This window comes from Phaeobacter sp. JH20_26 (assembly GCF_048056275.1).
Taxonomy (GTDB): domain Bacteria; phylum Pseudomonadota; class Alphaproteobacteria; order Rhodobacterales; family Rhodobacteraceae; genus Phaeobacter; species Phaeobacter bryozoorum.
Genome location: NZ_JAYMWL010000019.1, coordinates 246,285 through 262,244 on the forward strand (window position 1 = coordinate 246,285; position 15,960 = coordinate 262,244).

The following is a 15,960-nucleotide window of genomic DNA, read 5'->3' on the forward strand; positions in this document are numbered from 1 at the left end:
GAAGCCGCGGACACGTCGCAAAACCGCCCCACCCGGGGCGGTTTTTTGCTTTCCGCCCTGCCGCTTCCCGGTTAGCGTTCCGCAAAACCTGATGCAAAGGACTGCACCCATGGATATCGAAGCCAAACTCAAAGAACTGGGCATTCAGCTGCCGAGCGCACCGGCCCCGGCTGCCAATTACGTCCCCTATGTCGTGGTCGGCGATATGGTCTACATCTCCGGCCAGATCTCGGCCGGCCCCGAAGGGCTGATCACCGGCAAACTGGGCGCCGACATGGATGTGGCCGCAGGTCAGAAAGCCGCCCGCCAATGTGCCATCGCGCTGCTGGCGCAGCTGAAAGCCGCCTGTGATGGCGATCTCAATCGCCTGAAGCGCGTCGTCAAACTCGGCGCTTTTGTGAATTCCACCGACAGTTTCACCGACCAGCCGCAGGTGGTGAACGGCGCTTCCGATCTGATGGTCGAAGTGCTGGGCGATGCCGGCCGTCATGCCCGTGCCGCCGTCAGTTCGCCTTCGCTGCCGCTGGGGGTCGCTGTGGAAATCGACGGCGTGTTCCAGATCTCATGAGAGCTGACCTGCCTGCCGCACTCCTGCGCCAGCCCATAACCCATCGCGCGCTGCATGATGTGCGCGATGGCCGCCCGGAAAACAGCCGCGCCGCCATGCGCGCCGCGATCGAGGCTGGCTATGGTATCGAAATGGATTTGCAGCTGTCCTCGGACGGCTGCGCCATGGTGTTTCACGATTACGCCCTGGACCGGCTGGCCGAAGGCACCGGTCTGGTGGCGGATCACACCCGCGATCAGCTGCGCGCGATCCCGCTCAAGGGCGGCGACGGTGAATGTATCCCCGATCTGGCCGAGATCCTTGATCTGGTGGCAGGCCGTGCGCCGCTGCTGATCGAGCTGAAGGATCAGGACGGCGATATGGGCCCCAACATCGGCGCGCTGGAGGCAGACACCCTGCGCCAGTTGCAGGGCTACAAGGGCGATGTCGCCCTGATGTCCTTCAACCCGCATTCCGTGGCAGAGCTGGCACGGCTGGCGCCCGAGGTGCCGCGCGGACTGACCACCAGCGCCTATGATCCGGTCAGCTGGCGCGAATTGAGCACGCCGACCTGCGACCACCTGCGCGCGATCCCCGATTTCGACCGCGTCGAAGCCAGTTTCATCAGTCACGAGGTGCAGGACCTCGGCCGGGATCGCGTCACGCAGCTGCGTGATCAGGGTGTGCCGATCCTGTGCTGGACGGTGACCTCTGCCGCGATGGAAACCGAGGCACGCAAAATTGCGCATAATGTCACCTTCGAGCGCTATCTTTCTGATATTCCGGGTTGAACCCGTCCGCGACGGACACAGATACTGTCTGTCGCGGAGGCATTGAATGGAACAGGCGCAGATCGAAATCGAAGTGCTGGCTGCGCTGTCGCAGCTGGAGGCTGCGGAATGGGACGCCTGCGCCTGTCCCGAGGCCGCTGATGGCGGCCCACCGCTCGACCCCTTTACCACCTACCGGTTCCTGTCCGCGCTGGAGGACAGCGGATCGGTGGGGCGGGGCACCGGCTGGCAGCCGCAGTATCTGACCGCGCGGCGCGACGGCCTGCTGATTGCCTGCGCCCCTATGTATGTGAAATCCCACAGCCAGGGCGAATATATCTTCGACCACAACTGGGCCCATGCCTATGAACGCGCAGGCGGGCATTACTATCCCAAACTTCAGATCGCGGCCCCCTTTACCCCCGCGACAGGCCGCCGCTTTCTGGTCAGGCCCGGGTATGAAGGCGTGGGCCAGTCCGCGCTGGTACAGGGCGCCGTGCAGCTTGCCGCCAATAACCGCGTCTCCTCGCTGCATGTCACCTTCTGCACCGAGGATGAGGCCGCCATGGGCGCCGAAATGGGTCTGATGGCGCGGGTCACCCAGCAGTTTCACTGGCTGAACGACGGCTACCGCAGCTTTGACGATTTCCTCGCCGCGCTAGCGTCGCGCAAACGCAAGACCATCCGCAAGGAACGCGCTCAGGCGCAGGGCTTCGGCGGCGAGATCCGCTGTTACCACGGCAGCGATCTGCGCCGCGAACACTGGGATGCCTTCTGGACCTTCTATCAGGACACCGGCGCGCGCAAATGGGGCTCGCCCTATCTCAGCCGGGCGTTCTTCGACATCGCCCATGACACCATGGCCGACGACATGCTGCTGATTCTTGCCGAACGCGACGGGATACCGGTGGCCGGTGCACTGAATTTCCTAGGCCGTGAGACGCTTTACGGTCGCTACTGGGGGTGCACCGAACACCACCCCTGTCTGCACTTCGAACTGTGCTACTATAAGGCTATTGAACACGCGATTGCGCGTGGCCTGAAGGCCGTCGAAGCAGGCGCGCAGGGCGAACATAAACTGGCGCGCGGCTATCTGCCCCGGCAGACCCACAGCCTGCATTGGGTGGGCGATCCCGGCTTTGCCGATGCAATTGCCCGCTATCTGGACGCCGAACGCGGCGCCATCGAGGAAGAGATCGAGATCCTGACGGACTACGGTCCGTTCCGCAAACCCCATGTGGAGGAGCAACAATGACCGAGAAACTTTCTGAAGCCACCCGTGGCCCGCTGCTGGACCCGCTGTTCAGCGCCGGATGGGAGGTGGTCGAGGGCCGCGACGCCATCACCAAGACCTTTAAATTCGCCAGCTTCGTCGATGCCTTTGGCTGGATGACGCGGGCTGCAATCTGGGCCGAAAAATGGGACCACCACCCGGAATGGAGCAATGTCTACAATACCGTTACAGTGACCCTGACCACCCATGACGTCGGCGGTATCAGCGCGCTGGACGCCAAGCTGGCGCGCAAGATGGAGAGCCTTGTCTGACAGGCGCCGTCTTCATCCGCGGTAGAATGACAAGAGAGGCACGGGTATCCGCGCCTCTCTTGGTGTTTCTAGCGCCCCGATCTTGGTCTGGGGCAGGGGCTCAGCCCATCGCCTCCAGCAGGGCCTCGCCTGCCGACAGCTCACATTTGCCGGGCGAATCCTCGGCATTCATGATCTCGACCTTGCCGTCGCGGGCCAACATCGCATAGCGCAGAGAGCGCCCGACCAGCCCCGCCGCAGGCGCGTCCAGCCGCATCCCGATCGCATCGGTAAAGCCGCATTCGGCGTCCGACAGCATGGTGATCCCCGCTGCACCGGCACCGGTCGCCTCTGACCAGGCCTGCATCACAAAGGGATCGTTGCCCGCAATGCAGATGATTTCATCCACGCCCTTGGCCGCCAGCGCCTCGGCGTTGCGCACGAAACTGGGCACATGGGCGGAATGGCAGGTCGGCGTAAACGCACCCGGCACCGCAAAGATCGCCACCGTGCGCCCCTTTGTCAGATCGCTGATCGCGACCTGCTCCGGCCCGTCCTTGCCCATCCGCGTCAATGTTGCCTCCGGCAGGCTGTCCCCTTGTGAAATCATGCTGTGTTCCTCTCCGTGCTGATTGTGTTTTATGTTCCCCCACATATAGGGTTCGGCAACAGCCTGACCAGCACGCAAACTGGCAATGGCATTTCCGAAAGACAGCAGAAGGCACAATAGCAAATGACCCATTTTGTCGTGATCGGGGCAGGCCAGGCGGGGGCCTCGCTGGTGGCGCAGCTGCGCAAGCAGGGTTTTGACGGAGAGATTACGCTGATTGGCGGCGAACCCGTTGTGCCCTATCAGCGCCCGCCTCTGTCAAAGGCCTATCTTCTGGGGGAGATGGAGATGGACCGCCTGTTCCTGCGGCCCGAGAGTTTTTATGCCGAGGCCAATATCACCCTGAAACTCGGCCAGCAGGTGCAGGCCATCGACCCGGCGGCGAAAACCGTGACGCTGGCGGATGAGGTGCTGCACTACGATCAGCTGGCGCTCACCACCGGCTCCACCCCCCGCCGCCTGCCTGCGGCCATCGGCGGCGATCTGGGCGGGGTCTACGTCCTGCGCGATCTGGCGGATGTGGATGCCATGGCCCCGGCGGTCACGGATGGCGCGCGCACACTTATCGTCGGCGGTGGCTACATCGGGCTGGAGGCCGCAGCGGTCTGCGCCAAACGCGGGGTTGCCGTGACGCTGGTCGAGATGGCGGAGCGCATCCTGCAACGGGTCGCAGCTCCCGAAACCTCGGATTATTTCCGCGCGCTTCACACGGGCCACGGTGTTGATCTGCGCGAAGGCGTGGGTCTTGTGCGGCTGGAAGGCGAGGGCGGCGCCGTCAAGCGCGCAGTGCTCAGCGATGGCAGCACGGTCGAGGTGGACTTCGTCATTGTCGGCGTCGGCATCACCCCGGCCACCGATCTGGCAGAGGCGGCAGGCCTCGCGCTGGAGAATGGCATCCGGGTGGATGAACAGGGCCGCACCTCGGATCCGTCGATCTGGGCGGCGGGCGATTGTGCGTCCTTCCCCTATCGCGGCAGCCGTATCCGGCTGGAAAGCGTGCCCAACGCCATTGACCAGGCCGAAGTCGCCGCCCGCAATATGCTCGGCGCGAATGAAACCTATGTGGCCAAACCCTGGTTCTGGTCCGATCAATACGACGTCAAACTGCAGATCGCGGGCCTCAACACAGGCTACGACAACGTGGTCACCCGCACCGGCAGCGATGGCACCATGTCGTTCTGGTACTATACCGGCGATCAGCTGGTGGCGGTGGACGCAATGAATGATCCGCGCGCCTATATGGTTGCCAAACGTCTGATCGAGGCCGGGCGCACCGCTGACAAATCCGTCGTGGCGGACGCTGACGCGGATCTGAAGCCGCTGCTGCGCACATGAGGATCATCGCCGGCGAGTTTCGTGGCCGCGCGCTCACCAGCCTGGGCAAGGGCGACGCGGGCGCGCATCTGCGCCCCACCACCGACCGTGTGCGCGAAAGCCTGTTCAACGTGCTGGGCCATATCGTCGATTTCGACGGCGCGCGGGTGCTGGATCTGTTTGCAGGCACGGGTGCCCTGGGGCTTGAGGCGCTGTCGCGCGGCGCGGCCGAGGCCGTGTTTGTGGATGATGGCCGGGTGTCGCAGGGGCTGATCACCAAGAACATCGACCTGCTGCGCATCAAGGATCGCGCCCGCCTCATCCGCCGTGATGCCACCCGCCTGCCGGTCAATGACGCTGCGCCTTACGATGTGGTCTTTCTCGATCCGCCTTACGGCAAGTCGCTGGGGCAAAAGGCGCTGGCGGCGGTGACAAAAGGCGGCTGGCTGGCCGAGGAGGCGCTGGTCGTCTGGGAAGAAAGCAGCCCCATGCAGCCCCCCGAAGGATTCACTCTGCACGACAGCCGCAAATACGGGGACACCCATGTCACCCTTCTGTGGCGCGAGAGCTGAGCATCAGCCCAAAAGGACAGCACCATGCCGATTACATATCCCACGCCGAAACTGGTGATTTTTGATTGCGACGGTGTGCTGGTCGATAGCGAAACACTTAGCAATCAGGTGCTGGTCGACAATCTTGGACGGTATGGTCTGCAACTGTCGCTGGCGGAGTGCATGGACCTCTTTGTTGGTGGCACCATGGCGGATGTCCGAACCAAGGCCATCGCGCGCGGTGCGGATCTGCCCGAGAACTGGGTGGCGCAGGTCTATGATGAAACCTACGCAAGGCTGCGGCAGGGGGTGGATCTGGTGCCGGGTATCCCGGATCTGCTGGCGCTGTTACAAGCCCGCGGCATCGCCTTCTGCGTCGCCTCCAACGGCAGCGAGAAAAAGATGCGGATCACCCTTGGTCAGAACGGCCTCTGGGACCTGTTCCATCCCCATGCCATGTTCTCGGCCCAGACGCTGAAGACCGGCAAACCCGATCCCGATCTGTTTCTTGCGGCGGCCTGTCATTTCGACGTGCAGGCGCGCGACTGTCTGGTGATCGAAGACAGCGAAAACGGCGCCCTCGCCGCCGCCCGCGCCGGGATGCGCTGCCTTGGCTTTGACCCGCAGGGCAACGCCAGCCGCCTGACCCGCCACAACGCCGAACATATCACCGCCATGTCAGAGGTTCCGCGCCTGATTGGACATATTCCCTAAAGGCACCCTCAGGTAGAGTGCGACATTTTCACAGCAATCTATACGCTTTGTTCAGCGAAAACCCCACGATCCACCCGCAGGATTTACACCGTTCGATGCAGGCAATATTCGACCTGTGAAACGGACGATCAATCGTTTCGTTCAGCACTTCATTTCAGATGCTCAAAATTGACGTAGGACACAATATGAAATTCAATCTCCGTATTGGCCTGGCGCTCGCCAGCGCCTTGGCCCTGTCGGCCTGCGTGTCGCCTGATGTTGTCACCAAAACGCAGGTGGGGGATGCCAAGCTGACCTGCACCGAAATCGCGGTCCAGCTGAACCAGCTGGAAGAGATCCGCAAAGAAGCCAAGAAGGGCAAGAGCATGTCCGGCGAGAATATCGCCGCCGCGCTGTTGTTCTGGCCGGCTGTTATCGGCAACCATTCCAACGCCAAGCAGGCGCTAGAAGCCGCGAACGAGCGTCACGAGGTTCTGGTAGCCCTGGCAGAGCGCAAACGCTGCAAGCTGTGATATCGGTACGGGGCAACCCGTATCGCAGAACGACAAAGGGGCGCGCCACAAGGCACGCCCCTTTTTTGGTAAATGATACGGCATCAGCCGTAGGTCGGGTGAAACGTCCCGCCGGGCGACAGGGTAAAGATCTCGGCCCCATCAGCCGTAACGCCAACCGAATGTTCAAACTGCGCCGACAGCGATTTATCGCGGGTAACAGCGGTCCATTCATCCGCCAGGATCTTGGTTTCCGGGCGGCCAAGGTTCACCATCGGTTCAATGGTGAAGAACATGCCTTCCTCCAGTACCGGGCCGGTGCCCGGGCGGCCATAATGCAGCACATTGGGCGGCGCGTGGAACACCTGACCCAGACCATGGCCGCAGAAATCCCGCACCACGCTCATCCGCTGCGCTTCCACATAGGATTGGATCGCATGGCCAATGTCGCCAAAGGTGTTGCCGGGTTTCACCGCCTCGATCCCCTTCATCAGGGAGTCATGGGTCACCTGGATCAGCCGCTCGGTCTTGCGCGACAGCTTGCCTGCCACATACATCCGGCTGGTGTCGCCGAACCAGCCATCGACGATGACGGTGACGTCGATATTCAGGATATCGCCATCCTTCAGCTTCTTGTCGCCGGGAATCCCGTGACAGACCACATGATTCACGCTGATGCAGCTGGCGTGCTGATAGCCCTTGTAGCCGATGGTGGCCGAGGTCGCGCCTGCGTCCTCCACCATCTGGGTGATCAGCCGGTCCAGCTCGCCGGTGGTCTGACCGGGGACGACATGGGCAGCGATATCGTCAAGGATCCGTGCCGCCAGCGCCCCGGCAGCGTGCATTCCGGCAAAATCGCCGGGCTCATAAATGCGAATGCCGTCTTTGGTGGTGCGGCCGTCTTTCGATCTCATCAGATGAGGCTCCATCGGGTGTCTTTGACATAGCTATCTACGCGCTCTGCGCCAAAAGGGCCAGAGCCGGCACCACCGCCTGCCGGGAACTTTTTACCACCCGGATGCGTTCCCCTCCCTGACGAATTGCAATCGCACCACGGAGGGACCCGCAGCCATGGACAGCATGAATGCCCTGATGCAGACCGAAATCTATAACGGAAAAGCGCTGGCCGATCTGATCACGCTGGAATTTCTGGCTCAGGCCATGGGCAGCGTGCTCGCCGCCATGCTGATCCTGATGGCTGGCTTCATCGTCGCGGGCTGGGTCAAACGACGGATCGTTCAGATCGGCGACAGCCATGCCAGCCTTGATGTGACGCTGTTCCACTTCCTCGGCAATCTGGCACGCTATGTGATCCTTGCCTTTGCGGTGCTCTTTGTTCTCAACACCTTCGGGGTCCAGACCACCTCGATCATCGCGGCCATCGGTGCCGCGGGTCTGGCCATCGGTCTGGCCATGCAGGGCGCGCTGTCCAATGTGGCAGCTGGCATCATGCTGATCCTGTTCCGCCCGTTCAAACTGGGTGATTTCATCGAAGTGGACGGCGAAATGGGCACGGTCAAGGAAATCACCTTGAACAACACGGTGATCGCCGACCTGTCGAACCTCAAGGTGATCATCCCCAACTCCGAAGTCTGGGGCAACACGATCACCAATTACTCCGAATATGACACCCGCCGCGCGGAATGGACCTTCGGCGTCGGCTACGGGGCCAATCTTGCCACCGCCGAGCAGGTCATCCGCGACGCCATCATGTCCGACAGCCGCTCGCACGCAGAGCCGGAACCCTTCATCCAGGTCAATAATCTCAACAGCAGCTCGGTGGATTTCCTGGTCCGTGTCTGGGTCGATGCGGCGGAATATTTCCAGTATCAGGCGGATATGAAACGCCGGGTGAAGGAAGCACTGGACGCGGCCGGAATCGATATTCCCTTCCCGACCCGGACGCTGGTGCAGGCCAGCCCCGACAGCTCGGACAGCTCGGATAGCGCCGAGCAGAGCAAAAGTGGCGCCAGCGACACGCAGAGCGAAGCAGCCTGACAGGCGACCCGCAGCGCTCAGCCCGCGCCTGCGCCAATCGCGCCCGCAATTGCAACACCCTCCGGGGTGATGCGGGTGGCGATCACCAGCCGCTCCACCCCCGCAGCCGCCGCCGCATCCCAGGCGGCGGCATAGGTCGGGTCGATATCGCCGGCGATCTGAAACCGCTCACAATCACCGCGCTGCACCAGATAGAGCAGCACCGCCCGGTGACCGGACCGGCACATGTCGGCCAGGTTGCCCAGATGCTTGGCCCCGCGCGCGGTCACGCTGTCGGGGAACTCCGCCAGACCGGGCTGGCGTGACAGCGTCACGCTTTTGACCTCAACATAGCAATCGGGCAGGCCGGGCTGGCTCAGCAGGAAATCAATGCGGCTCTTCTCGGCATATTTCACCTCGGCCCGGACCGTTTCATAGGCCGACAGCGCTGCGATCTGGCGCGCCTCCAGCGCCGATTTCAGCGCGCGGTTCGGCACCGATGTATCCACACCCACCAGGGTGCCACCGGCAACCTCGACCAGCCGCCAGCCGTATTTCAGCTTCTTCTTCGGATCGTCATTCGGCTCCAGCCAGACCGTGCTGCCCGGGTCCGCCAGCCCCATCATCGAGCCGGGATTGGCACAATGCGCGGTTATTTCGCGCCCATCCGGCAACTGGCAGTCCGCCAGAAACCTCTTGTAGCGTCGGATCAGCGTGGCGGGCAGCAGAGGGGTTTGAAAGCGCATGTGACAGGGCCTATACCTGCGCTATCATTGGTTCAAGAGGAGGAGCGCAGATGGCCACCCCAACCGGCGCTATGCCAACCGCAGCGATGCTTGTCATCGGTGACGAGATTCTGTCCGGGCGCACCCGCGATGCCAATATGTATTACCTCGCCGGCGAGCTGAGCAAACATGGCATCGACCTGCAGGAAGTGCGCGTCGTCAGCGACAATGAGGCCGCGATCATCGCCGCCGTCAGGGCGCTCTCGGATGGTTTTGACCATGTCTTTACCAGCGGCGGTATCGGCCCCACCCATGACGACATCACCGCCGATTGCATCAGCAAGGCCTTTGATGTGCATCTGGACGTGCGCGAGGATGCGCGCGCGCTGTTGCAGGCCCATTACGACAAATCCGGGCAGGAGCTGAACGCCGCCCGCCTGCGCATGGCCCGGATCCCCGATGGCGCCACGCTGATTGAAAACCCGGTCTCCACCGCGCCCGGTTTCACCCTGCGCAACGTGCATGTGATGGCCGGGGTGCCCAGCGTGTTTCAGGCCATGGTCGCCTCGGTCCTGCCGACGCTCACCGGCGGTGCGCCGCTTTTGTCGCAGACCCTGCGAGTGCAGCGGGGCGAGGGCGACATTGCCCCTATCCTGACCGCCATTGCCGAGGCCTATGATGATCTTTCCATCGGCTGTTACCCGTTCCAGCAGAATGGTGCCTTTGGCGCCAATGTGGTGGTGCGCGGTGCCGATGGCGCGAGGGTGGATGCGGCGATTACCGCGCTGGCGCGGGATCTTGATCTTTGACTGCCACGCCGTCGCTGACCGACCCGAAATACTATGACGTCACCGACCACACCTGGCCTGCCGCCGAGGTCCGCCAGCTGGGTCCGGTCACCCTGCGCCGGGGCGATGGCGGCGGCAGCCGGGTCTCCGCAGCAACCGTCATCACAGGCCACGCAAGCGAGGCAGAAATCACCGCCGCCGAACAGGCCATGTCGGAGATGGTGCAGGATCATCTGTTCATGATCCGCGACGGTCAGGACGCCCTTGATGCGCAGCTCGCTGCGCGGGGCTATGTGATCAAGGATCCGGTGGTGCTCTGGACCTGTCCCGTCGAACAGCTCTGCCATGTTGAAATCCCGCCCGTGACCGCCTTCTGCGTCTGGGAACCCCTTGCGATCCAGCATGAAATCTGGGCCGCCGGTGGCATCGGTCCCGAGCGCTTTGCGGTCATGCAGCGCACGGCGGGGGCCAAGACCTCGCTGCTGGGCCGCTGCGATGATTCCCCTGCGGGCACCGGCTTTGTGGCGATTCACGACGGCACCGCCATGGTGCACGCGCTGGAAATCCTGCCGCACCAGCGGCGCAAGGGCATGGGCGTCTGGCTGATGCACCGCGCTGCGCAATGGGCCGCTGATCAGGGCGCGCGCGAACTGGCGGTTCTCTGCACCGAAGCCAACGCCGGGGCAAACGGTCTATATGCCTCACTTGGCATGCTGCGCGCCGGGCGTTACCACTATCGTCACAACCCAGAGGGAGTGTAACCGATGACCCGCGACGCTGATGCCCCAACCGCATTGGACCTGCCGATGGTGGACCCGCTGCCGCCGGAGACGCAGAAATATTTCGACATCTGCCAGGACAAACTCGGCATGGTGCCCAACGTGTTGCGGGCCAATGCCTTCGACATCGACAAGCTCAACGCCTTTACCGCGATGTATAACGACCTGATGCTGGCGGACAGCGGCCTGTCAAAGCTGGAGCGCGAGATGATCGCGGTGGTGGTCTCCGCCATCAACAGCTGTTTCTACTGCCTCGCAGCCCATGGCGCGGCCGTGCGTCAGCTGTCGGGCGATCCCAAGCTGGGCGAAATGCTGGTGATGAACTACCGGGTTGCTCCGTTGGAGCCGCGCCAGCGCGCCATGCTGGATTTCGCGGCCAAGGCGACCAAGGCCAGCGCCGAGATCGAAGAGGCCGACCGCCAGACCCTGCGCGACCACGGCTTCAGCGACCGCGATATCTGGGATATCGCCAATGTCACCGGCTTCTTTAACATGTCCAATCGGGTTGCCAGTGCCACCGGCATGGTCCCCAACGACGCCTATCACGCGCAGCACCGGTGATCCGTCGCGCTGTCCTTGCCGCCCGGCGGCTGACGCCTGCGGTGGCGGGGCTGCTCTGTGCGGCCCTGCCGTCCCTTGTGGCAGCCCAGGGTATCGAGCTGCCGCCCGGCGCGCGCCAGCTGGCCGAACGGCCAACCGCCCTTGGCAGCTACGCGGTGCCGCTAGGCGCGGCCAGCGACGACGGCGTGCCCGAACGCCAGGTCGAAGGTCAGATTCTGCGCCGCAGCTGGCGGATTTCCGGCGATTCCACGGTTTTGCAGGTGCTGGCGCCATTGCGCGCGCAGCTGGTCGATGCCGGCTATGACCTGCTGTTTCAATGTCCGGCGCGCAGCTGCGGCGGCTTTGATTTCCGCTTTGATATCGAGGTGATCCCGGCGCCGGATATGACGGTGGATGTCAGCAACTTCAGCTTCCTCTCTGCCGAACAGCCCGACGGGCGGATCGTCACCCTGCTGGTTTCCCGCTCCGGCAATGCAACCTTTGTGCAGATGATCGAAGTCCGCCCCGCGGAAACCGCCAGCGCGGCACCGCGCGACGACACCGCCGCCACCGCCAGCCAGCCAGAGGAGGCGCCGATCGTGGCACCGCCGCTGGTCGGCGCGGCAGAGCTGATCGAGCGCCTGCGCCGCAATGGGCGCGCGGTTCTGGCAGATCTCGAATTTGAAACCGGCGCGGTGGCGCTTGGGGCCAAACCCTATGCCAGTCTGGCGGCGCTGGCAGAGTTCCTCAGCCAGAACCCCGACTATTCCGTGCTCTTGGTGGGCCATACTGATACCGTCGGCAGTCTTAGCCAGAATATCGCGCTCTCCGAACGGCGCGCCGATGCGGTGCGGACCCGTCTGCTGGAGGAGGGCGATCTGGAGCCTGGTCGCGTTTCGGTGGCAGGTGCGGGCTTCATGGCGCCGCTGACCAGCAACCTCAGCCCCGAGGGGCGCGAGGCCAACCGCCGGGTCGAGGTGGTTCTGATCGCCCGCTGACAGGACGCCCACAGGAAGCCCGCAGGCCGCCCGCAGATCTCCCATGGCCACCGCCCAGAGGCCCGGAACGGGAAAACCCGGCACAATGGCCGGGTCCTCTCCAGTTCCAACGGGGCGCGCGGCTCACCAGGTGATGCCATCCTTATCGGCAAAGGCCTCAGCGAGAAAGTCGATGAACGCCCGCACCTTGGGCTGGGTAAAGCGGCCAGGAGGGTAGACCGCATAGATGCCTTGGGTTTCCATCGGCAGCGAGGGCATGACGTCCTCGACCAGCCCCTCGGCCATGGCATCTGAATAGAGATAGCTTGGCAGATAGGCGATCCCGAGGCCGGAAATGGCCGCATTCAGCAGCGACTGCCCGTCATTCACCGACAGCCAGCCAGAGGTCCGCACCTGCCGTTTTTCGCCCGACGGCGCGGTGATCTTCCACATGCTGCCGCTGGACTGGTTCGAATAATGCAGCAGCTTGTGCATGTTGAGATCGTCGATCTTCTGTGGACGACCGAATTTCTCCAGATAGGCGGGGGAGGCGATCATCCGCTTGGTGGTTTCGGTCAGCTTGCGCGCACGCAGAGAGCTGTCTTCCAGCTCGCCGATCCGCAGCGCCATATCAAACCCTTCGGAGATCAGCTCCACATAGCGGTTGTTCAGCACCATGTTGACGGTGATATCGGGATAGTCGCGCAGGAAGTCCGACAGCACCGGCGACAGGTGATTGACGCCGAAATCCGTCGCCACTGAAATCCGCAGCAGCCCCGATGGCGCCGATTGCATGGAGGTGACCAGCGCATCCGCCTCACCGGCATCATTCAGGACACGGCGGGCGCGGTCATAGTAGGCCAGCCCAATTTCGGTGGGCGAGACCCGCCGCGTGGTCCGGTTCAGCAGCCGCGCGCCCAGACGGGCCTCAAGGCTTGAGACATGTTTGGACACCGCCGATTTGGAGATCCCCATCTTCTTTGCCGCATCGGTGAATCCGCCCTGGTCCACCACATTGGCAAAGGCCTCCATTTCGGTCAGTCGGTCCATAGCACTCGCGTCCTTGTTTACCCGTGTTGCCTCAAATGTCGCGGGCAAATCGGGCAAGAACGGGGCGAGGATGGGATAATTGCAGGGTTATTCACCCATAGTTTACCAGCTGGAAACACCTGCGGCTCGGCCCGAAGATCGCAATAGCAGTCAAAGCCACTATGTTGAGAAGGGCTTACATCAATGGGAGGACAACTTATGACTGCGATCATCAGATCCACGATGAGAACCACGCTGGCGGCCCTCGTCGCCTGTGCCCTGCCGGTTTCCGCGGCCCTGGCCGGCGGCGAAACCCCGGCACCGGAGGGGGCGGAGGTCTACTTCGTGATGCCCAGGGATGGCGATACCGTCTCATCCCCGGTCACCGTGGTCTTTGGCCTGCGCGGCATGGGGGTGGCCCCGGCGGGCACCGAAAAGGAAAACACCGGTCACCATCACCTGCTGATCGACCGCTCGCCGCTGGGCGAGGGCGAGGATGGCGCGGATGAACTGTCCTACGGTCTGCCATCGGATGAAAACCACATCCATTTTGGCGGCGGCCAGACCGAAACGACACTGGATCTGGCACCGGGCGAACATACGCTGCAACTGGTGATGGGCGATTACGGCCATGTGCCGCATTCCACCCCGGTGGTATCGCAGGTGATCACCATCACGGTCGAATAGGCGAGGCAACGGGCGGCGATACTTCGGCGCAGGGCGAAGCATCGCCGTCGGGCCGGCTGCTAGATCAGGGGCGTATTTCTCAACGAAGGACGCCCCATATGCTCACCTGTGTCATCCGCTACCATATCGACCCCACCAAACGTGAGGATTTCGCCACCTACGCCCGCAACTGGGGGCAGGCGATCCCCCGCTGCGGCGCCGATCTGATCGGCTATTATGCCCCGCATGAAGGCTCATCGACGCTGGCCTATGGCATCTATGATGTGGCAAACCTTGCCGAATACGAAGCCTACCGCGCGCGCCTCGCAGCCGACCCACTGGGCCGCGAAAACTACGCCTTCGCCCAGGAGCGCCGCTTCATCCTGCGCGAGGATCGCACCTGGCTGAAAAAAGTTTCCGACCCAGAAGGATCCACATGATGATCGCAGTCATATTCGAGGTTGAAATCAAGGATGGCGCCAAGGACCGCTATCTTGAGATCGCAGCCAGTCTGAAGCCGCTTCTGGAACAGATCGAAGGCTTCATCTCCGTCGAACGGTTCCAGAGCCTCACCACGCCGGGCAAACTCCTGTCGCTGTCGTTCTGGGAGAGCGAGGACGCCGTGGCCAACTGGCGCCAGCTCAGCGCCCACCGCGCGGGGCAGAAAGAGGGCAGGGACCATGTGTTCAGGGATTACCGCCTGCGGGTGGCAGGCGTGCTGCGCGACTACGGCATGGAGCGGCGCGACGAAGCCCCCGCCGATGCCCGCGCGGCCCACGACCCTGTTGCCACGTGAAACACGAGGGGCGCAGGCTACACCTCTGGGGCTGTGCCGTGATCGGTATGGCCCTCTTCACCTCTCTTGTTGGGGCGGAAGAGGCGCGAATACCCGGCGCGGCGATCCTGTCGCCCCGAGATGGCGATATCGTCGCGTCGCCCATCACAGTTGGTATCCGCGTAACCGCAAAGGGCGCATATCACCTCTATGTCGATGGCGACCCTGTCGGTTCCGATGGGTTGCCCGTGGGCGACATCCGCCTGACATTGGATGTGCCAACAGGGGTCCACGAACTCGACGTGCGCCAGATGGGCGCCGCCGTCAGCGGTCAGGCTATCACCGTGCTTGTTGACCGGATCACCTTGCCGGACGACAAAAACTGCCTCGCCTGTGGCGGTTTGCGCCGCCCTTGATCGTTACGTCAAAGACCCCGGTTGCGAACCGGGGCCGTTGTGGAAATAGACACATTAACCGGTCGCAGCTTCAGCGCGGGTGGCGGCCTTCTTCGATCTCTTCCACGATCTTGCCGACAAATGCCTTCAGATCGTCGGGGTTGCGGCTGGTCACGATCCCGTTGTCCGCGACGACCTCCGCATCCTGCCAATCGGCCCCCGCGTTGATCATGTCGGTCTTGATCGACTGAAACGAGGTCATGGTGCGGCCCTTGACCAGACCGGCCTCGATCAGCAGCCAGGGCGCATGGCAGATTGCGGCGACAACCTTGCCCTGATCGTAGAAAACGTTGATCAGCTCGATCACATCGTCATTGATGCGCAGCAGATCCGGGTTGATCTGACCGCCGGGCAGGACCAGGGCGTCGTACTCCTCGACACGGACCGCCTCCAGCGCCAGATCCGCCTTGGCCTCACGGCCCCAGTCATCGCCTTCCCAGCCCTTGATCGCCTTGCCATTGAGGCTGGCGACAGAGACCTCAGCGCCCTTGACCCGCAGCTGATCGCGCGGGAATTCCAGTTCGGACTGCTCGAACCCATGGGTGGCAATCATCAGGATCTTGGCGTCGGTGATACGGGGCATGAAACTCTCCTGTCTGTCGTGGCGGTAATCGCGCCACCGGGGCGGCGCCGTTCACAGACAAAACGCCACTGGGCGCCGGAGGTTCCACAACCGCAAACGACCCCCGCCACCACAGGCGGCGAGGGTCGCAAGATTTACACAGCGG

The 15,960-nt window shown here is 63.0% G+C and carries 22 protein-coding genes; 17 read left to right on the forward strand and 5 right to left on the reverse strand.

Annotation, left to right across the window (positions count from 1 at the left end):
• The first annotated feature begins 109 nt into the window (after window positions 1-109).
• Genes VWY60_RS16615 through VWY60_RS16630 form a run of 4 tightly spaced genes read left to right on the forward strand, consistent with a single transcriptional unit; the run spans window position 110 to window position 2,862 of the window.
• Window positions 110-568, forward strand: coding sequence for a RidA family protein (locus VWY60_RS16615; RefSeq protein WP_340546786.1), 459 nt, complete (start codon window positions 110-112; stop codon window positions 566-568).
• Window positions 565-1,338 (forward strand): glycerophosphodiester phosphodiesterase family protein, encoded by a 774-nt coding sequence (locus tag VWY60_RS16620; protein ID WP_340546787.1) that lies wholly within the window; start codon window positions 565-567, stop codon window positions 1,336-1,338. The genes VWY60_RS16615 and VWY60_RS16620 overlap by 4 nt, the downstream gene beginning before the upstream one ends.
• A 46-nt stretch (window positions 1,339-1,384) precedes the next feature.
• Window positions 1,385-2,572, forward strand: coding sequence for a GNAT family N-acetyltransferase (locus VWY60_RS16625; protein ID WP_416541192.1), 1,188 nt, complete (start codon window positions 1,385-1,387; stop codon window positions 2,570-2,572).
• Complete coding sequence (locus VWY60_RS16630; RefSeq protein WP_416537419.1) at window positions 2,569-2,862, forward strand: 4a-hydroxytetrahydrobiopterin dehydratase; 294 nt, start codon at window positions 2,569-2,571, stop codon at window positions 2,860-2,862. The genes VWY60_RS16625 and VWY60_RS16630 overlap by 4 nt, the downstream gene beginning before the upstream one ends.
• Before the next feature lie 100 nt (window positions 2,863-2,962).
• Here the strand turns inward: VWY60_RS16630 and VWY60_RS16635 are convergent, their stop codons facing one another.
• The gene (locus VWY60_RS16635; RefSeq protein WP_340546790.1) at window positions 2,963-3,451 is read right to left on the reverse strand and encodes a peroxiredoxin; all 489 of its coding nucleotides are present in this window, start codon (window positions 3,449-3,451) and stop codon (window positions 2,963-2,965) included.
• Window positions 3,452-3,574: 123 nt separating this feature from the next.
• Between VWY60_RS16635 and VWY60_RS16640 the strand changes: the two genes are divergently transcribed.
• From VWY60_RS16640 to VWY60_RS16655, 4 genes are all read left to right on the forward strand, one after another.
• On the forward strand, window positions 3,575-4,786 hold the full coding sequence (locus VWY60_RS16640; protein WP_416541193.1) for an NAD(P)/FAD-dependent oxidoreductase: 1,212 nt from the start codon (window positions 3,575-3,577) through the stop codon (window positions 4,784-4,786).
• Window positions 4,783-5,337, forward strand: a complete 555-nt coding sequence (gene rsmD / locus VWY60_RS16645; protein ID WP_340546792.1) for a 16S rRNA (guanine(966)-N(2))-methyltransferase RsmD — start codon at window positions 4,783-4,785, stop codon at window positions 5,335-5,337. Before VWY60_RS16640 ends, rsmD begins: the two co-directional genes overlap by 4 nt.
• A gap of 24 nt (window positions 5,338-5,361) precedes the next feature.
• Window positions 5,362-6,030, forward strand: coding sequence for an HAD family hydrolase (locus tag VWY60_RS16650; protein WP_416541194.1), 669 nt, complete (start codon window positions 5,362-5,364; stop codon window positions 6,028-6,030).
• Between the two features lie 185 nt (window positions 6,031-6,215).
• A complete protein-coding gene (locus VWY60_RS16655; protein WP_040181163.1) occupies window positions 6,216-6,542 on the forward strand; it encodes a hypothetical protein in 327 nt (108 codons plus the stop codon).
• Window positions 6,543-6,625: 83 nt separating this feature from the next.
• Here VWY60_RS16655 and map read toward each other — a convergent pair whose 3' ends face one another.
• Window positions 6,626-7,435 (reverse strand): type I methionyl aminopeptidase, encoded by an 810-nt coding sequence (map, locus tag VWY60_RS16660; protein WP_416541195.1) that lies wholly within the window; start codon window positions 7,433-7,435, stop codon window positions 6,626-6,628.
• A 157-nt stretch (window positions 7,436-7,592) separates the two neighbouring features.
• Here map and VWY60_RS16665 point away from each other — a divergent pair, with 157 nt between their 5' ends.
• A complete protein-coding gene (locus VWY60_RS16665) occupies window positions 7,593-8,519 on the forward strand; it encodes a mechanosensitive ion channel family protein (protein WP_416541196.1) in 927 nt (308 codons plus the stop codon).
• Between the two features lie 17 nt (window positions 8,520-8,536).
• Here VWY60_RS16665 and sfsA read toward each other — a convergent pair whose 3' ends face one another.
• Window positions 8,537-9,244, reverse strand: coding sequence for a DNA/RNA nuclease SfsA (gene sfsA / locus VWY60_RS16670; RefSeq protein ID WP_340546796.1), 708 nt, complete (start codon window positions 9,242-9,244; stop codon window positions 8,537-8,539).
• A 50-nt stretch (window positions 9,245-9,294) separates the two neighbouring features.
• On the opposite strand from sfsA, the gene VWY60_RS16675 reads away from it, so the two are divergent.
• Genes VWY60_RS16675 through VWY60_RS16690 form a run of 4 tightly spaced genes read left to right on the forward strand, consistent with a single transcriptional unit; the run spans window position 9,295 to window position 12,328 of the window.
• Window positions 9,295-10,032, forward strand: a complete 738-nt coding sequence (locus tag VWY60_RS16675; RefSeq protein WP_340546797.1) for a competence/damage-inducible protein A — start codon at window positions 9,295-9,297, stop codon at window positions 10,030-10,032.
• Window positions 10,029-10,772 (forward strand): GNAT family N-acetyltransferase, encoded by a 744-nt coding sequence (locus VWY60_RS16680; RefSeq protein ID WP_416541197.1) that lies wholly within the window; start codon window positions 10,029-10,031, stop codon window positions 10,770-10,772. The genes VWY60_RS16675 and VWY60_RS16680 overlap by 4 nt, the downstream gene beginning before the upstream one ends.
• 3 nt (window positions 10,773-10,775) lie before the next feature.
• Window positions 10,776-11,351 carry a peroxidase-related enzyme gene (locus VWY60_RS16685; protein ID WP_340546799.1) on the forward strand — a complete coding sequence of 192 codons (576 nt, stop codon included), beginning with the start codon at window positions 10,776-10,778 and terminating at the stop codon, window positions 11,349-11,351.
• A complete protein-coding gene (locus VWY60_RS16690; protein ID WP_416541198.1) occupies window positions 11,348-12,328 on the forward strand; it encodes an OmpA family protein in 981 nt (326 codons plus the stop codon). The genes VWY60_RS16685 and VWY60_RS16690 overlap by 4 nt, the downstream gene beginning before the upstream one ends.
• 123 nt (window positions 12,329-12,451) lie before the next feature.
• Here VWY60_RS16690 and VWY60_RS16695 read toward each other — a convergent pair whose 3' ends face one another.
• Window positions 12,452-13,357 (reverse strand): LysR family transcriptional regulator, encoded by a 906-nt coding sequence (locus VWY60_RS16695; protein ID WP_340546801.1) that lies wholly within the window; start codon window positions 13,355-13,357, stop codon window positions 12,452-12,454.
• A 222-nt stretch (window positions 13,358-13,579) separates the two neighbouring features.
• Between VWY60_RS16695 and VWY60_RS16700 the strand changes: the two genes are divergently transcribed.
• From VWY60_RS16700 to VWY60_RS16715, 4 genes are all read left to right on the forward strand, one after another.
• On the forward strand, window positions 13,580-14,023 hold the full coding sequence (locus tag VWY60_RS16700) for a DUF4399 domain-containing protein (RefSeq protein ID WP_416541231.1): 444 nt from the start codon (window positions 13,580-13,582) through the stop codon (window positions 14,021-14,023).
• 98 nt (window positions 14,024-14,121) lie between these two features.
• A complete protein-coding gene (locus VWY60_RS16705; RefSeq protein WP_416541199.1) occupies window positions 14,122-14,442 on the forward strand; it encodes an NIPSNAP family protein in 321 nt (106 codons plus the stop codon).
• Window positions 14,442-14,798 carry an antibiotic biosynthesis monooxygenase family protein gene (locus VWY60_RS16710; protein ID WP_416535266.1) on the forward strand — a complete coding sequence of 119 codons (357 nt, stop codon included), beginning with the start codon at window positions 14,442-14,444 and terminating at the stop codon, window positions 14,796-14,798. Before VWY60_RS16705 ends, VWY60_RS16710 begins: the two co-directional genes overlap by 1 nt.
• 47 nt (window positions 14,799-14,845) lie before the next feature.
• Window positions 14,846-15,193 carry a hypothetical protein gene (locus VWY60_RS16715; protein ID WP_416541232.1) on the forward strand — a complete coding sequence of 116 codons (348 nt, stop codon included), beginning with the start codon at window positions 14,846-14,848 and terminating at the stop codon, window positions 15,191-15,193.
• Window positions 15,194-15,263: 70 nt separating this feature from the next.
• Here the strand turns inward: VWY60_RS16715 and VWY60_RS16720 are convergent, their stop codons facing one another.
• On the reverse strand, window positions 15,264-15,815 hold the full coding sequence (locus VWY60_RS16720; RefSeq protein WP_416541200.1) for a type 1 glutamine amidotransferase domain-containing protein: 552 nt from the start codon (window positions 15,813-15,815) through the stop codon (window positions 15,264-15,266).
• Window positions 15,816-15,960 lie beyond the last annotated feature (145 nt).

Excerpts from the sequence above, each read along its gene's own strand:
- VWY60_RS16640 (WP_416541193.1), top strand. The coding sequence starts at position 3,575 with ATGACCCATTTTGTCGTGATCGGGGCAGGCCAGGCGGGGGCCTCGCTG.
- VWY60_RS16630 (WP_416537419.1), top strand. The coding sequence starts at position 2,569 with ATGACCGAGAAACTTTCTGAAGCCACCCGTGGCCCGCTGCTGGACCCG.
- sfsA (WP_340546796.1), bottom strand. The coding sequence starts at position 9,244 with ATGCGCTTTCAAACCCCTCTGCTGCCCGCCACGCTGATCCGACGCTAC.
- map (WP_416541195.1), bottom strand. The coding sequence starts at position 7,435 with ATGAGATCGAAAGACGGCCGCACCACCAAAGACGGCATTCGCATTTAT.
- VWY60_RS16700 (WP_416541231.1), top strand. The coding sequence starts at position 13,580 with ATGAGAACCACGCTGGCGGCCCTCGTCGCCTGTGCCCTGCCGGTTTCC.
- VWY60_RS16620 (WP_340546787.1), top strand. The coding sequence starts at position 565 with ATGAGAGCTGACCTGCCTGCCGCACTCCTGCGCCAGCCCATAACCCAT.
- VWY60_RS16720 (WP_416541200.1), bottom strand. The coding sequence starts at position 15,815 with ATGCCCCGTATCACCGACGCCAAGATCCTGATGATTGCCACCCATGGG.
- VWY60_RS16695 (WP_340546801.1), bottom strand. The coding sequence starts at position 13,357 with ATGGACCGACTGACCGAAATGGAGGCCTTTGCCAATGTGGTGGACCAG.
- VWY60_RS16635 (WP_340546790.1), bottom strand. The coding sequence starts at position 3,451 with ATGATTTCACAAGGGGACAGCCTGCCGGAGGCAACATTGACGCGGATG.
- VWY60_RS16625 (WP_416541192.1), top strand. The coding sequence starts at position 1,385 with ATGGAACAGGCGCAGATCGAAATCGAAGTGCTGGCTGCGCTGTCGCAG.
- VWY60_RS16705 (WP_416541199.1), top strand. The coding sequence starts at position 14,122 with ATGCTCACCTGTGTCATCCGCTACCATATCGACCCCACCAAACGTGAG.
- rsmD (WP_340546792.1), top strand. The coding sequence starts at position 4,783 with ATGAGGATCATCGCCGGCGAGTTTCGTGGCCGCGCGCTCACCAGCCTG.
- VWY60_RS16655 (WP_040181163.1), top strand. The coding sequence starts at position 6,216 with ATGAAATTCAATCTCCGTATTGGCCTGGCGCTCGCCAGCGCCTTGGCC.
- VWY60_RS16710 (WP_416535266.1), top strand. The coding sequence starts at position 14,442 with ATGATCGCAGTCATATTCGAGGTTGAAATCAAGGATGGCGCCAAGGAC.
- VWY60_RS16650 (WP_416541194.1), top strand. The coding sequence starts at position 5,362 with ATGCCGATTACATATCCCACGCCGAAACTGGTGATTTTTGATTGCGAC.
- VWY60_RS16715 (WP_416541232.1), top strand. The coding sequence starts at position 14,846 with ATGGCCCTCTTCACCTCTCTTGTTGGGGCGGAAGAGGCGCGAATACCC.
- VWY60_RS16665 (WP_416541196.1), top strand. The coding sequence starts at position 7,593 with ATGGACAGCATGAATGCCCTGATGCAGACCGAAATCTATAACGGAAAA.
- VWY60_RS16615 (WP_340546786.1), top strand. The coding sequence starts at position 110 with ATGGATATCGAAGCCAAACTCAAAGAACTGGGCATTCAGCTGCCGAGC.
- VWY60_RS16685 (WP_340546799.1), top strand. The coding sequence starts at position 10,776 with ATGACCCGCGACGCTGATGCCCCAACCGCATTGGACCTGCCGATGGTG.
- VWY60_RS16675 (WP_340546797.1), top strand. The coding sequence starts at position 9,295 with ATGGCCACCCCAACCGGCGCTATGCCAACCGCAGCGATGCTTGTCATC.